Origin of the sequence: Pedobacter nyackensis (assembly GCF_032678475.1) — a bacterium.
Taxonomy (GTDB): Bacteria; Bacteroidota; Bacteroidia; order Sphingobacteriales; family Sphingobacteriaceae; genus Pedobacter; species Pedobacter nyackensis_A.
In genome coordinates, this window is sequence record NZ_JAVTSF010000001.1 from 1,090,447 (window position 1) to 1,103,622 (window position 13,176).

Below are 13,176 nucleotides of genomic sequence, written 5' to 3' on the forward strand. Positions count from 1 at the left end.
CTAAATTTACCTTGATTACATTACAACAGCAGTACTAAGCTTAAGTTTTACAAAAATAGGATGGTAAGTTTGTCGCTCAATATATTTACCTTTATATGATGTTTAGATCTATTCAAATGAACACTTACCTCCTCATATCATTGGGATTACTGTTAAGTTGTGGTTCGGTAAAACAAAACAGAAACACGACTACTGATGCGCAGCTATTGAGTGACGTAGAGATCCTTTCTTCTGATAGTTATGAGGGGCGTAAAACAGACACCAAAGGAGCTGAAATGACCAGAGCATACCTTACCAAACGTTTTACAGCAATTGGATTAAAATCCTTTCCTGAATTGAATGGTTATGAGCAGGCTTTTTCTTTCGAGACTGACAAAGGAAAAGTTAATGGTAAAAACATGATTGGCTATATCGAAGGAAAAACCGATGAAATCATTGTTGTTTCTGCACATTATGATCATATAGGCATCATTAATAATGAAGTGTATAATGGAGCTGACGATAATGCATCAGGCGTAGCTGCCCTATTAAAATTTGCTGCTTATTTTAAGCAGAACAAGCCACAGCATACTTTAATTTTTGCTGCTTTCGATGCAGAAGAAATGGGCTTAAGAGGCTCAAAAGCATTTATAGAACAGCCACCTATAGCACTTGAAAAAATCAATTTGAATATTAACATGGATATGATTAGTCGCAGCGACAAAAACGAACTTTATGTTTGCGGTACTTTTAAATACCCTGAATTAAAAAAGTACTTCACTACTACAAATCCGACAATCAAGATCTTGTTTGGGCATGATGATCCTAAAACCGGGCATAACGACTGGACCAATCAAAGCGACCACAGTTCTTTTAATGCCAGGAATATTCCTTTTTTGTATTTCGGAGTAGAAGACCATAAGGATTATCACAAGTCCTCAGATGATTATAAGAACATCAATAAAGAGTTCTTTAACAATGCTGCTAGCGGTATACTTGAAATCATTAACAACATTGATAAAGAACGTGATATTCAAAAAATATTCCACGAAAAGGTACGAATGAAAAGGCAGTAATTCTAAAAATCTATATCTAGTAAACTGCTTATCGGAATATGAATTCCATTTTTAAGTTGAATGTATTTCTCTGTTACCTGCCATACCGTTGTTGAAACGGTTTTTGGTCCTTGCTTGGTATTGAAAGTAATGTCTGCCTTTGACTTGAACTCATTGCCCAATCGCTGTGCACTATTTAGTTTATCCCTTAATTCTTCGCTATGATTTTGATCAGCAGGTATAATTTGGCTGATGTCTATTGCTTCTTTCTCTATTAATTCCCCTAACATAATTATATTGGCTATTATCCTAATTAAACATTCGTTTAATCTACTAAACAACAATAAAACAAAAAAAGAGCCATATTTCAAAAGTAAATACACAATTATGTAAATAAAACTTCTGTTACATATTAAGACTACTGATTAACAGTTTATTATTTTCTGATTATTATTTTTGTTTTCTTGTTTCGATCATACCAACGAACCCATTGACTTTATTTGCGCCACCTAAAGGTGATTTATTTCCTGACCCCAATGTCTCAGCAGATGTACTCATGACTCTGTTTCTGGACACTACACCGGTTGTAGCAGCTTTAGGAACCAACACATCTATTGAAGCGGCTAGCAAAGCTTCAGCTGGATCGCCAAAATCTCTATCACCATAATCCTCATCAAGTATAACATTAGGTGTCATGCCACTATAATATCCACCCTGATCTAATGAATTCTTTGTTTCGAACATCGAATAGAATACATCGTATTTATTTTGAATACGTATCGGGAAGAATCCTACTGGCTTACCATAAGTTTGTAGCCCTACCAATTTCACATTCATTTTAGGCTTTAAACTATTGATCACCAACTCACTTGCCGAAGCGGTATTACCACTAACAATAAATACAATATTAGTTACACCAGTCAATGCACCTACTTTGCCAAATGAGTAGGTATTTCTTGCTAAAGTATAGTCTATATCATCGAAATAATTCAACATTCTGCCATTACTAGCGTAACGCACTTTATCGTTTGCATCCAATAAAGGCTGATTTTTTAAGATGGTAGCCTGGCGATTTTGCATAGTTGAATTATAGTATTCTTTGTACATTACTCCCGTTGCAGTTGAGGGAGCAATAAGGTTAACCAAATGCTCAGCCATATCTACATACCCTCCCCCGTTATATCTTAAATCGATTACCAGATCTGTAACAGACTGAGACACGAAATCTCTGAATGCAGCATCTAAAACAGCTTCAGAGTTTTCTTCACTTGAAAAGCGTGCATAAGCCAGATAACCTATTTTTTTTGCGCCAACGGTTAATACATTGGTTTTAAATATCGGGTTACTTTTATAGGATTTTTTTGTCAGCGTAGTTGAAAATGGCGTGCCATCAATTTTAAAACCATTGATTCTTATAGAAGATGGATCTCCATAAATAGCCGGGTCAAAGGTATTCTTCTCTGTCTGGAAATTAGCGACACTACCAATGGATACTCCATTGATGTTCGTAATATAAGCACCACGGGTAAGCCCTTCTACATCGGCTGGTGATCCTTTATCTACCGCTAAAATAAAGAGTTTATAATCTGGAGAAGTAGAGGTATTTTTAATGGCTCTCACTGCTAAAATCCCCACATCATTTCCGTCACCCTCTAAATTCACACGAGCTTGTTCTTTGGCCACCACAGCAACGGGGTTACGATTGGCCACATCATCGATATAAGAATACTTAGGACTACCTGGATCAGATGCTCTGTATTCATATGGCCTGCTTGTTGTTGGATCTACTTTAAATCTTGTAATAGCAAACAACTCGTTTTCGAAATCACTACCATAATTTCTAGGTGTAAAATCATCATAAGATGGCAATGCATCATTCCAAAAATATACCTGCTTTGCATAAAGAAACAACGAATCATTGGTTAGCTGTGTTCTATTTGTCGTAGGTGTTTGCTTAGTATTTGGCCCTGAAGAAGGCGGAACAGGATCCGGTTCTGGCGTAACTTTTGATTTCTTACACGCTCCCAGAGCCAAAATTATAAATAGCAGGTAGATATAATTGGCTTTCCCCGACCAGAAAATGGATTTCATTTTGAATATTTTAAGTAAAGATAAGAAAATTATAAACGGAATTACGCTACAAATAGTGTATCCACATTCAAATAATCTACATTACACTTTGATGCTGACTGCTCTGTAAATGAAGAAGTTCCTATTAATAAGGCCTTCGATGCATCCAGTTGTTGCTGTTCAATGATCAATTTCAAAGCATCCTGCTCTGGTTCAAATTCTTCGGTAAAGAATACGGTTAAATACTGTTCCAACCCATTCCATTCCGTTTGCTTAATTTTATTGAGCTGCATGGCAGGATTTCCGCTTACCAGCAAAAAGATTTGTTTACGTTCTAAAACGATAGCCTGCAAAAATTTCAGCACTTCATCATATATCAACAGTTTTAGTGGCAAACGCACACTGTTTAATAACATATCGAAATTAACTTTGTATTTATCAGGGATATTAAACTTCACTGCCGTCTTCTCAAAAATATCCTTTTCGCCATCTTCCAGATAAGTTTCCTGCATGTACTTAAGGATATCAACAGCACTAAGTTGCTCTCCATATTCAATAAACTGCGCAAACAGATAATATACTTGTAACAGATAATCCTTTTCGGGATAAATTACATTGTCCAGTTCAAAAATAAAGAACTGCTTTTCTTGTAAGTATTTTTCGGAAGTCATTTTAATTAGCCTTGTTCGCTGGTTCCAGCTTTCAGTATTTCTATATTAAATTCATTAAACAGCACTGCCGACTTTAACAACTCCACCATTTCGAAAGGTTGAAGTGCCAAAATAGCATCAGCGCCTTCATTAAGACAATGATTTAATAAATTGTGTGCAATGATGTCATCATTCCTTTCTCCTAATGAAAGGAATTTATATTTAGCAGATGGAAAACTAGGCATATCACCATAATCGGCCAGTACAATACTATCATTTTCAAATTGGTTAGCCAGTTTAATGGCCTGGGCAGATTTCCCGCCGGTTATTAATATCCTCATATAATTAAACCATCTTTCATGGTTACTACCTTATCACTTATTTTTGCAAGCTCTTCATTGTGGGTAACAATGACAAATGTTTGTTGAAAATTATCACGGAGTGTAATGAAAAATTCATGCAATGCATTGGCATTTGCAGAATCTAAATTACCTGATGGTTCATCGGCAAGGATTATAGCAGGACTATTGATCAATGCCCGGGCTACAGCTATACGCTGTTGTTCGCCACCTGATAACTGGTTAGGCTTGTGGTTTGCACGATCTTTTAATCCCAATAAGTCGAGCAATTCAAAAGCCCGCTGTTCAGCTTGTTTTTTGCCTGTTTTAGCAATAAAAGCAGGAATACAGATATTTTCTAGTGCCGTAAATTCGGGTAACAGGTGATGAAACTGAAATACAAAACCAATATTAAGGTTACGAAAAACACTCAACAACTCTCCCGACAACTTACCGACCTTAGTCGCTTTCAATTCCACTTCACCTTCATCAGGCTTATCTAATGTGCCTAATATGTGTAAAAGCGTACTTTTACCTGCTCCTGAAGCGCCTATTATACTGACAATCTCACCTTTTGATACTTCAAAATCCACGCCTTTTAATATAGGCAGGTTTCCATAAGCTTTCTTTATACCTGTGGCTTTTAGCATAAATGCAAACTTACAAAAACATAGGAGAAGGTTAAACAAATATACCAGAACAAATAATCCAAAATATTTTCTTGGAAATTCAGATATATAATTTAACTTTGAAAAACAAAGTACTTTTAAAATGAACAAGCAGGAAGAACAACTCAATGCACTGAACGACATCAAAAAGCTGATGGACCGTTCGTCCCGATTCATTTCATTAAGCGGATTATCCGGAGTGTTTGCAGGATTCACAGCCCTGGCAGGTGCTTATCTTGCAAATTTAGAAATCACGGATTACATCAGCGGTACTTACACAAATGGTTCTTCAATAGAAGATCTGGAAGCGAACTTACTTAAAATAGGCTTTGGTGTATTGTTTATTGCATTAGCCGGAGGCTTGCTCCTAACATTAAGACAAAGCAGAAAAAAGAATCTCCCGTTTTGGGACAGGACAACCAAAAACCTGTTATGGAATTTGGCTATCCCTTTGGTTTCCGGAGGGCTCTTTATCATCGCCTTATTACTTGCACACCCGGGCACCTATGGATTAATCGCACCTTCATGCCTCGTATTTTATGGACTAGCCTTAATTAATGCCAGTAAATACACGTATACAGATATCCGATTTTTAGGATACTGCGAAATTATACTTGGATTGATTGCCATGTTTAACATTGGCTACGGACTGTATTTCTGGGCAATTGGCTTTGGCGTCCTACATATCTTTTATGGAACGCTGATGTATTTTAAATACGAAAGGGGGAACTAATGAAAAACCCTATAGAAGCCCTTAACAAGATATTCGACAGCCGGATCAGACTGGGTGTGATGTCGGTACTGATAGTTAACGACAGCATTAGCTTTAATGAGCTGAAACAATTACTGGAACTAACCGATGGTAACCTTGCCTCCCACCTCAATACCCTGGAGCAGGCAGAATACCTGAAAGTTCAAAAATCATTTATAGGCAAGAAAACAAATACTACATACATTATTACAGAATTAGGCAGACATGCCTTTAAAGCACATTTAGATGCTTTAGAAAAAATGATTAAGGCTATTTAAATTTTTTTGCACATATACTTTGAAACACAAAGTACTTTTAAAACATGAAAATGGAAGCAACATCAATCGATCAAATTACCGTTTACGGTAAAAATTTCGCTAAATACTCTTTCCTTATCGGGACAGCATTACTTATCACCTACTGCATAACCCGATTTGATCAGCTTATCACTTTAGGCCTTTTTTATGTTGCCCTTGCGACAATCTTTAATTCGATCATTCTGCTTACTACATTGATCATGATTATTATTTACCCTAAACATTACCTGCAGCTATTAAAGACAGCTATTATCATATTATTAAACCTTCCAATTGCTTTTCTATACTTCCTGATCGTTACAAACCTTCCCTTCAATTGGTTTTAAATCATTTTAACAGACTATAAAAAACAACCATACTCCCATGAAACAGCGAATAGACCTACAGCTCTTAGCAAGCATTGGTGGCGGCATCCTTTTCAATTACCTTTTTTGGATGGAAAAACAAGCCCTCAACCTATTTATTTACAGCTTATTTATATTTATCATTATTCTCCTGGATCCGGAGAAACAAAAAAGTAAAAAGATATACCTATCAGGTTCAGCTCATCTGCTGGCAGCCGTGTTGGTGATTATGAATCAATCCGTTCTTACCACTATAACCTGGTACGTCAGTCTGGCCATCATGATAGGGTTTGTTCATTTTCAACTATTAAGAAGTATTTTCACCAGTTTACTAGCTGCTTTTTTACAATTCATAACAGCCCCGCTAAACCTGGTAAAAAAAATGATGTCACCATTTTTCAAAGATTTTTCCTTTAAGCCTGCATTCAAAATCATTAAATACACCTTTATTCCATTTATTGCCCTCCTGTTTTTCAGCGGGCTTTACAGTGCAGCCAATCCTGTATTTTCAAGCTATGTAGAACAAATTACTTCAAGCATAGGCACATTCGTCGACAATATATTCTACTTCTTTTTTGACGACTTAAGCTTTCTTCGCCTTATGCATATTGTTTTAGGAACGCTAATCGCTTCAGCAGCATTCATCAGCCTAAAAGGCATCAACTTAGAAAGACTTGAAGCGGGTTTCAATGAGCAATTGATCCGTAAACGAAGGGACCTGAAAAACGTCTCTTTTGTGTACGAGATTATAAGCTTTTTTGTAGGCGGTATCATAAAACGGACGATGGCCCTAAAAACAGAAAACGTCATAGGTATTATCTCCTTTCTCGTTTTAAACCTACTGTTGCTTTCTTTAAATGTAATTGATATCACCACATTATGGCTAGGTAAGGATGAAGGCTTAAGTAACGCCAGCTATTCTGCTGAACTTCATGATGGAACGAATGCCTTAATATTCAGTATCGTTATGGCTATGATGGTAATCCTTTACTTTTTTCGGGGAAATCTAAACTTCTACCAAAAGAACAAAACCATTCGCACACTGGCATACCTCTGGATTGCCCAGAATATTTTTCTGATTTCCTCTGTGTTAATTAGAGATCTCAACTACATAAATGCACTTGGTCTAACCTATAAACGTATTGGCGTTTTAATATTTTTATTGCTTTGCGCTATTGGCCTAATTACAGTTTACCTTAAAGTTGCTAAGCAAAAAACGCTGTTCTATTTGTGTAAAGTAAACGGTTTTGCATGGTATGTGCTTTTGCTGGCATTTGGTTTCATAAACTGGGATGTATCCATCGTGAGGTATAACCTCAACAACAGGAACACCATCGCTTTAGATCTGGATCATCTACTTAGCTTCTCGGACAAGACCTTGCCTTTGCTAAATGAGAATAAACAATTGCTTACAAAATATCTCCATAATTCCAGTTACGCTTATGAAATAGTACGTGATACCACCACCGAACGCAACATTCGTAAAACGAATACAGATATAGAACAGATTATTCGTTTCGAAAAGGAACTGCATCAGCGGATCAAAGATTTTAAAGAGCGCTATAATCAATTAACCTGGCTTTCCTGGAACTACCGCGACTGGCAAACACATCAGTATTTCATTAAAAACCAGTTGTAACCTTTAGACCTGAACTTATGCACAATTCACTAAACTGGATAAATTATTTTAGCCAAAATCTTAAAAAAGAAAGAATAGATTGGAATATACCTCCTTCTATAACGCAAACCGAAAAAAACAACATACTGGCGTCCCTGCAAGCGTGGCAACTCGGTGAAACATCTGAGGGAACTAACCTGATAAATGCTGCAACCAAACATGCAAAACAATTGAACGACCCCAATTATACGGATGCTATTAAATTATTTATCAAAGAAGAACAAAAACATGGTAATAACCTGGGGAGATACATTGACATTATAGGTGAGCAACGAATAAAAAAAGACTGGGGAGATAGCATGTTCAGAAAAATAAGGGGTTTAAATACACATATGGAATTTTGGACTATCGCTGTAATAACTGTTGAAAGTACTGCACAGATTTTCTATCAATGTTTAAAGGACGCTACCAAATGCAAACTACTAAAACAGATATGCACCGACATTTTGATTGATGAAGCCGCACACATCACCTTCCAAACTGAGCGTTTGAGCTTATTGTACAACAACAAAAATGCTTTTATGAGGGTCGCCTCTTATTATTTTTATACGGTTTTCTATTTCTCGACCTCCCTTATAGTATGGTTTGTACACAAAAGATTATTTAAGGCTGGGCATATCGGTTTCTCAAATTACTGGATGAAGATGAAACTGAAATTTAAAAAGACCATTAAAAAACTGAAACCAGAAACTGAAAATATAAACGCCGAAAATACCTTCAGCCATTTGTTATAAAGCTTTTGAAGTTGTAGATTTGAACAAATTTTTTCAGCATAATGAATATCCACGAATATCAAGGTAAAGAAATACTTAAAAGTTTTGGAGTAGCCGTACAAGAAGGTATAGTAGCCGACACGGTAGAGCAGGCTGTAGAAGCTGCTAAAAAAATGAAAACTGACTACAATTCTGACTGGGTTGTAATTAAAGCTCAGATCCACGCAGGTGGAAGAGGTAAAGGCGGTGGTGTAAAGCTGGCTAAAAACCTTGATGAGGTTAAGGAAAGAGCTACTGCAATTTTAGGAATGCAGTTGGTTACTCCACAAACTGGTCCTGAAGGAAAGAAAGTAAACAAGATTTTAGTTGCTCAGGATGTTTATTATCCGGGAGCTTCAGAAACTAAAGAATTTTATGTAAGTGTATTGTTAAACCGTTCGAACGGAAGAAACATCATCATGTACTCTACCGAAGGTGGTATGGACATTGAAGAAGTTGCTGAACACACACCTCATTTGATCTTCAAAGAAGAAATCGACCCTAAAGTTGGTTTGCAAGGATTTCAGGCACGTAAAATTGCTTTTAACTTAGGTTTAAGCGGTGGTGCTCATAAAGAAATGGTAAAATTTGTTACTGCTCTTTATAAAGCTTACGACAGCACTGATTCTGCAATGTTCGAAATCAACCCTGTGTTAAAAACATCTGATGATAAAATCATTGCAGTTGATGCTAAAGTTGATTTAGATGAGAACGCTTTGTTCCGTCACCCTGATTATGCAGCAATGCGTGATAAACTGGAAGAAGATCCTACTGATGTTGAAGCAAGTGAATCAAACCTTAACTATGTAAAACTTGACGGTAACGTTGGTTGTATGGTTAACGGTGCTGGTTTAGCTATGGCAACTATGGACATCATTAAAATTGCTGGTGGTGAGCCTGCTAACTTCCTTGACGTTGGTGGAACTGCAAATGCTCAAACTGTTAAAGCTGGTTTTAACATCATCCTTAAGGATCCAAATGTAAAAGCTATCTTAATTAACATTTTTGGTGGTATTGTACGTTGCGACCGTGTTGCTCAAGGTGTTATTGATGCATACAATGAAATTGGTAATGTACCCGTTCCAATCATTTGCCGTTTACAAGGTACAAATGCTGAAGAAGCTAAAAAACTGATCGATGAGTCAGGATTGAAAGTTTACTCTGCAATTGCTTTGCAAGATGCTTCTGATTTAGTAACTAAAGTATTAGCATAGATCTAAACTTATTGGACTTCCTCCAATAGTTTAGATAAATTTAATTATTATATTATAATGAGCCCGATATTCCATCGGGCTCATTTCATTTAAATTCAGTTTTATTCGTTTCTTGATGTAGCAACTTATATATTCTGCTATATCTTTTCTTAACTGACACCTTTTCATTTCCCCAATCTTTATCATAAAAATGCACCCAGAAAACGGCTAACTCTTTGGGGGCATTGCATAAGAAAAATGGCTTTTTACTCCTTACATGCTAACTTCTTTAAATAATCCCAATTCAGAAATCGTAGGGTTTAAACGTGATTGTTCTATTCTTAACCTGACCTTGTTAGCTGTAATGGCCTTAAATTTAATCATAAGTCATTGGAGAAAATCAGTTGCAACATTTTGCCAGTTTTGCATAGTCAAAAAACTCGCCAGCCCAATTTCAATTACACAATTACCCTGGGGGCAATTGTGTAATTTTGATTCATGTGATAACTAAGGCTTTACTCCTGTAGCCGTTAATTCAGCTAAAGTAAGACTTGCTGAAGTTGTGTTTTGAAGCCTTATGTAACGGCCTGAGACTTTTGGAAGCACTACTGTTGGTAAACCGGCTTTACCATCGTTATAATAATTGTAAACCCCTGGTTGGGCTAATGAAGCTGCCACTGTTTTTCCTGTAAAAGGTACATCCGAAATAAATAAATAGAACTTCGCCGTACGGTCATCACAGCAATCGGTCCTGTTCCAGATTTTAACATCATCAATTCTTGGAGAAACACCACCCAGATCTACTTCCCAATATTGTTCCAATCCTGCACCTGATTCACAGACAGAAGCATTTCCCCATTCTCCATCAGTATTACCATCATTTCCTCTGAAGGGATTATAGGATTCATCCGGATTTTTCCAGTAGGAATTTTTGCCATCTGATAGGTTACCTATAATTGGTGTTGGTGTTCTGATAATATAATACTTGGTTGCTATTGCCGAGTTTAAGGTAATCTCATTTGATGAAACCGATGAAACTTTTACTGGCAACAAATAAGACACATCATTTGTTAACAGATTGGATTTTACGACAAGGTTTGTCTGATTAGAAGCAATTTGATCTTTGTTTATCTTCAAACTAGTTGCCTCTAAAGAATAACTACCTTCAGGCATCACTGCATACGTAGTTTTTTGTGCCTTATTAAAGGTACTCACCAGACTGTTATCTACTGCAATGTTCAGGTCAACATCAGTACCAATGGCAGATGAAATAGCCGCAGCCAAAGCAAATTTATACGGTGTGGTAGAATATAGTAATGTTTTATTTTCACTGGTAGATGCACCAGATAATGGTACAATGTAAATACCATTTAATTTTTTACTATTAGTTTGCTTTTTACATGAAAAGAATATTAAAATAGAAGAGACTATTAAAACACCCAGACAAAATATGATTTTCTTATTCATTATCTTGATTTTAGATTCTTAAAAATGATAGATATTAATTACCACAATGGATTTTGTACCAATAACTTACTTTTCTGGATTTCAGTAAGCGGAAGTGGGTAAAGATACATCGACTTGTTGAAAATCCTTGTTTCATAAGTAGTCCGTGTATAGAATCCACCAATGGTTAACTGGTTCGAATTCATGTTCATACCGGTAGAAGGCCCACCTTGCTTATTACCAATTTGATCAGCAATCATCCATCTCCTTACATCAAAATAACGTTGCCCTTCGGTAGCAAGTTCTACCCTGCTTTCAGCCTGGATAGCTTTTCGTAGCCCTTCTTTATTACCCGACAAACCCGGTTTAATTGCCGACAACTTGGGAATACCTGCCCTTTCCCTTATCTTATCTAAATAAACAAAAACATTTGGATCGGCAGGGTTTACTTCATTACATACCTCAGCATAAAGCAGATAAAACTCTGCTAGACGAAAAATGATAGAGGGCCTATACTGCGATTTTGGATTGGTACCTTCGTTGCGCACATTACGTGCAAATCTTTTATGCAGCAAATAACCTGTATTAGGATTATCGGCAGCACTATTATCGTTTCCGCTTCCCTTTTGGAACTGTATCTGATTGTTACTGATGGGCCATCTCCTATTTTGGTAAAATACAGTTTGATAGAACCTTGGATCTCTTTTAATCCACATTTTAAAGGTTCCTGTTTCTGTTCTTCCAGTTGGATCTTCTCCCTCTACAGAAAAACCATTTTCACTGTAAAGGGGCGACTCACTAATAGGCAGACCATCGATCATTGGGAAGGCATCAACAAGTTCCTGTGTTACCCCTATACTAGCCAAACCGACTCTTTCAGTTCTTGGGGTTACTCTTCTGTCGGTACCATCACCATCTACTGATCCCCAGGATGCTGTAGGGTTGGCCCATATAATTTCCTTATTATTATCCACATCAATAAACAAACGGTACAGGCTTTCATCAGGGTTATAAGTACCCCCCGGACCTGTGTTCAATTTAAACAGATCAAATTTTCCATTGGCAAAAGTTAAAAAATCTTCAAGCGCCAATTTTGCTTTTTGCCATTTTGATTGATCTGCAGCAGAAAACAAAGATTTACCGTCCTTGTTTTTTAAGCCAAGCGCTTCAGAAAATCCTCCATTGAATAAAGGACTGGCAGCATAAACCAATAATTTAGCCTTTACTGCTAAGGCTACTCCTTTGGTAGGTACCGCTGCAACCGAAGGTGATGGCGACACATCATCCAATCCCGGTGTTACCGCTGTAAGCTCATCAGCAATAAACTTCACCACTTCATCAACACTGTTCCTGGCAAAGTCAAGATTCGGATTGCTTGGGTCTATGGCTTTATCCATTACGGGAACAGGTCCATACTGTTCAAACAACAAATAGTGGTAATAAGCCCTGAAAAACCTTGATATATTTTTCATTTTGGTCATTTCCTGCTCATTAATAAAGTCTGAAGAGCCTGTTTGAGGAATCGTCTTAGCGTTCTCCAGAAAAACATTTGCCTGCCTGATCAGCTTATATAAAGGCACCCATCTGCCGAATTCCGCATTTCCAGCATTGTAACCATTGGCAGCCACATTTTTTGGACTACCCCATGCAATTTTGACTTCATCGGATAAGGCGGTCCATGGATTATCGGTCCCGGTAGGTGCACCTTCACCATTTTGATTAATGGATATCCAAGAAAAATTGGGCATACCCGATAAAATTGTGGCATAATACTGGCGAGTTAGGGTGGGATTAGAAAAAACCTTCTCCATCGTAAGTTCCGGAGCCAATTGGTCGGAAACTCCCAGGTAATTCTTTTTGCACGATTGCATCGCCACAATGAGAACCATAAAAAAAAGAACCTTGATATATTTTGATAATATTTTTCGCATTGTA

The 13,176-nt window shown here is 37.0% G+C and carries 15 protein-coding genes; 7 read left to right on the forward strand and 8 right to left on the reverse strand.

Going from position 1 to position 13,176, the window contains the following annotated elements; genetic code table 11:
- Nucleotides 1-116 precede the first annotated feature (116 nt).
- Entirely contained in the window at nt 117-1,055 is a 939-nt protein-coding gene (locus R2Q84_RS04345) for a M20/M25/M40 family metallo-hydrolase (protein ID WP_316815302.1), read from the forward strand.
- A 2-nt stretch (nt 1,056-1,057) separates the two neighbouring features.
- Here the strand turns inward: R2Q84_RS04345 and R2Q84_RS04350 are convergent, their stop codons facing one another.
- The 5 genes from R2Q84_RS04350 to R2Q84_RS04370 form a co-directional block, all read right to left on the reverse strand.
- Nucleotides 1,058-1,324 (reverse strand): hypothetical protein, encoded by a 267-nt coding sequence (locus tag R2Q84_RS04350; protein ID WP_316815303.1) that lies wholly within the window; start codon nt 1,322-1,324, stop codon nt 1,058-1,060.
- A gap of 160 nt (nt 1,325-1,484) precedes the next feature.
- Nucleotides 1,485-3,125, reverse strand: a complete 1,641-nt coding sequence (locus R2Q84_RS04355; RefSeq protein ID WP_316815304.1) for a S41 family peptidase — start codon at nt 3,123-3,125, stop codon at nt 1,485-1,487.
- Nucleotides 3,126-3,166: 41 nt separating this feature from the next.
- Nucleotides 3,167-3,775, reverse strand: a complete 609-nt coding sequence (locus tag R2Q84_RS04360) for an HAD hydrolase-like protein (protein WP_316815305.1) — start codon at nt 3,773-3,775, stop codon at nt 3,167-3,169.
- A 5-nt stretch (nt 3,776-3,780) separates the two neighbouring features.
- A complete protein-coding gene (locus tag R2Q84_RS04365; RefSeq protein ID WP_316815306.1) occupies nt 3,781-4,095 on the reverse strand; it encodes a hypothetical protein in 315 nt (104 codons plus the stop codon).
- Nucleotides 4,092-4,742 carry an ABC transporter ATP-binding protein gene (locus R2Q84_RS04370; protein ID WP_316815307.1) on the reverse strand — a complete coding sequence of 217 codons (651 nt, stop codon included), beginning with the start codon at nt 4,740-4,742 and terminating at the stop codon, nt 4,092-4,094. Before R2Q84_RS04370 ends, R2Q84_RS04365 begins: the two co-directional genes overlap by 4 nt.
- A gap of 121 nt (nt 4,743-4,863) precedes the next feature.
- Between R2Q84_RS04370 and R2Q84_RS04375 the strand changes: the two genes are divergently transcribed.
- Genes R2Q84_RS04375 through sucC form a run of 6 tightly spaced genes read left to right on the forward strand, consistent with a single transcriptional unit; the run spans nt 4,864 to nt 9,816 of the window.
- Nucleotides 4,864-5,493 carry a hypothetical protein gene (locus tag R2Q84_RS04375; RefSeq protein WP_316815308.1) on the forward strand — a complete coding sequence of 210 codons (630 nt, stop codon included), beginning with the start codon at nt 4,864-4,866 and terminating at the stop codon, nt 5,491-5,493.
- Entirely contained in the window at nt 5,493-5,789 is a 297-nt protein-coding gene (locus tag R2Q84_RS04380) for a transcriptional regulator (RefSeq protein WP_316815309.1), read from the forward strand. The genes R2Q84_RS04375 and R2Q84_RS04380 overlap by 1 nt, the downstream gene beginning before the upstream one ends.
- 50 nt (nt 5,790-5,839) lie before the next feature.
- Nucleotides 5,840-6,154 (forward strand): hypothetical protein, encoded by a 315-nt coding sequence (locus R2Q84_RS04385; protein WP_316815310.1) that lies wholly within the window; start codon nt 5,840-5,842, stop codon nt 6,152-6,154.
- Nucleotides 6,155-6,191: 37 nt separating this feature from the next.
- Nucleotides 6,192-7,811, forward strand: a complete 1,620-nt coding sequence (locus R2Q84_RS04390; protein WP_316815311.1) for a DUF4173 domain-containing protein — start codon at nt 6,192-6,194, stop codon at nt 7,809-7,811.
- Between the two features lie 17 nt (nt 7,812-7,828).
- A complete protein-coding gene (locus tag R2Q84_RS04395) occupies nt 7,829-8,584 on the forward strand; it encodes a ferritin-like domain-containing protein (RefSeq protein WP_316815312.1) in 756 nt (251 codons plus the stop codon).
- A gap of 41 nt (nt 8,585-8,625) precedes the next feature.
- Nucleotides 8,626-9,816 carry an ADP-forming succinate--CoA ligase subunit beta gene (gene sucC / locus R2Q84_RS04400; RefSeq protein WP_316815313.1) on the forward strand — a complete coding sequence of 397 codons (1,191 nt, stop codon included), beginning with the start codon at nt 8,626-8,628 and terminating at the stop codon, nt 9,814-9,816.
- 30 nt (nt 9,817-9,846) lie between these two features.
- On the opposite strand, the gene R2Q84_RS25245 is transcribed toward sucC, so the two are convergent.
- The 3 genes from R2Q84_RS25245 to R2Q84_RS04410 form a co-directional block, all read right to left on the reverse strand.
- Nucleotides 9,847-10,002 (reverse strand): IS3 family transposase, encoded by a 156-nt coding sequence (locus R2Q84_RS25245; RefSeq protein WP_410478403.1) that lies wholly within the window; start codon nt 10,000-10,002, stop codon nt 9,847-9,849.
- A gap of 300 nt (nt 10,003-10,302) precedes the next feature.
- The gene (locus R2Q84_RS04405) at nt 10,303-11,262 is read right to left on the reverse strand and encodes a BT_3987 domain-containing protein (protein ID WP_316815314.1); all 960 of its coding nucleotides are present in this window, start codon (nt 11,260-11,262) and stop codon (nt 10,303-10,305) included.
- 38 nt (nt 11,263-11,300) lie between these two features.
- Nucleotides 11,301-13,172, reverse strand: coding sequence for a RagB/SusD family nutrient uptake outer membrane protein (locus R2Q84_RS04410; RefSeq protein ID WP_316815315.1), 1,872 nt, complete (start codon nt 13,170-13,172; stop codon nt 11,301-11,303).
- Between the last annotated feature and the right edge of the window lie 4 nt (nt 13,173-13,176).

Bases quoted from the DNA above. Each gene is read 5' to 3' on its own strand.
- R2Q84_RS04345 (WP_316815302.1), top strand. From the start codon at position 117: ATGAACACTTACCTCCTCATATCATTGGGATTACTGTTAAGTTGTGGT.
- R2Q84_RS04350 (WP_316815303.1), bottom strand. From the start codon at position 1,324: ATGTTAGGGGAATTAATAGAGAAAGAAGCAATAGACATCAGCCAAATT.
- R2Q84_RS04355 (WP_316815304.1), bottom strand. From the start codon at position 3,125: ATGAAATCCATTTTCTGGTCGGGGAAAGCCAATTATATCTACCTGCTA.
- R2Q84_RS04360 (WP_316815305.1), bottom strand. From the start codon at position 3,775: ATGACTTCCGAAAAATACTTACAAGAAAAGCAGTTCTTTATTTTTGAA.
- R2Q84_RS04365 (WP_316815306.1), bottom strand. From the start codon at position 4,095: ATGAGGATATTAATAACCGGCGGGAAATCTGCCCAGGCCATTAAACTG.
- R2Q84_RS04370 (WP_316815307.1), bottom strand. From the start codon at position 4,742: ATGCTAAAAGCCACAGGTATAAAGAAAGCTTATGGAAACCTGCCTATA.
- R2Q84_RS04375 (WP_316815308.1), top strand. From the start codon at position 4,864: ATGAACAAGCAGGAAGAACAACTCAATGCACTGAACGACATCAAAAAG.
- R2Q84_RS04380 (WP_316815309.1), top strand. From the start codon at position 5,493: ATGAAAAACCCTATAGAAGCCCTTAACAAGATATTCGACAGCCGGATC.
- R2Q84_RS04385 (WP_316815310.1), top strand. From the start codon at position 5,840: ATGGAAGCAACATCAATCGATCAAATTACCGTTTACGGTAAAAATTTC.
- R2Q84_RS04390 (WP_316815311.1), top strand. From the start codon at position 6,192: ATGAAACAGCGAATAGACCTACAGCTCTTAGCAAGCATTGGTGGCGGC.
- R2Q84_RS04395 (WP_316815312.1), top strand. From the start codon at position 7,829: ATGCACAATTCACTAAACTGGATAAATTATTTTAGCCAAAATCTTAAA.
- sucC (WP_316815313.1), top strand. From the start codon at position 8,626: ATGAATATCCACGAATATCAAGGTAAAGAAATACTTAAAAGTTTTGGA.
- R2Q84_RS25245 (WP_410478403.1), bottom strand. From the start codon at position 10,002: ATGATAAAGATTGGGGAAATGAAAAGGTGTCAGTTAAGAAAAGATATA.
- R2Q84_RS04405 (WP_316815314.1), bottom strand. From the start codon at position 11,262: ATGAATAAGAAAATCATATTTTGTCTGGGTGTTTTAATAGTCTCTTCT.
- R2Q84_RS04410 (WP_316815315.1), bottom strand. From the start codon at position 13,172: ATGCGAAAAATATTATCAAAATATATCAAGGTTCTTTTTTTTATGGTT.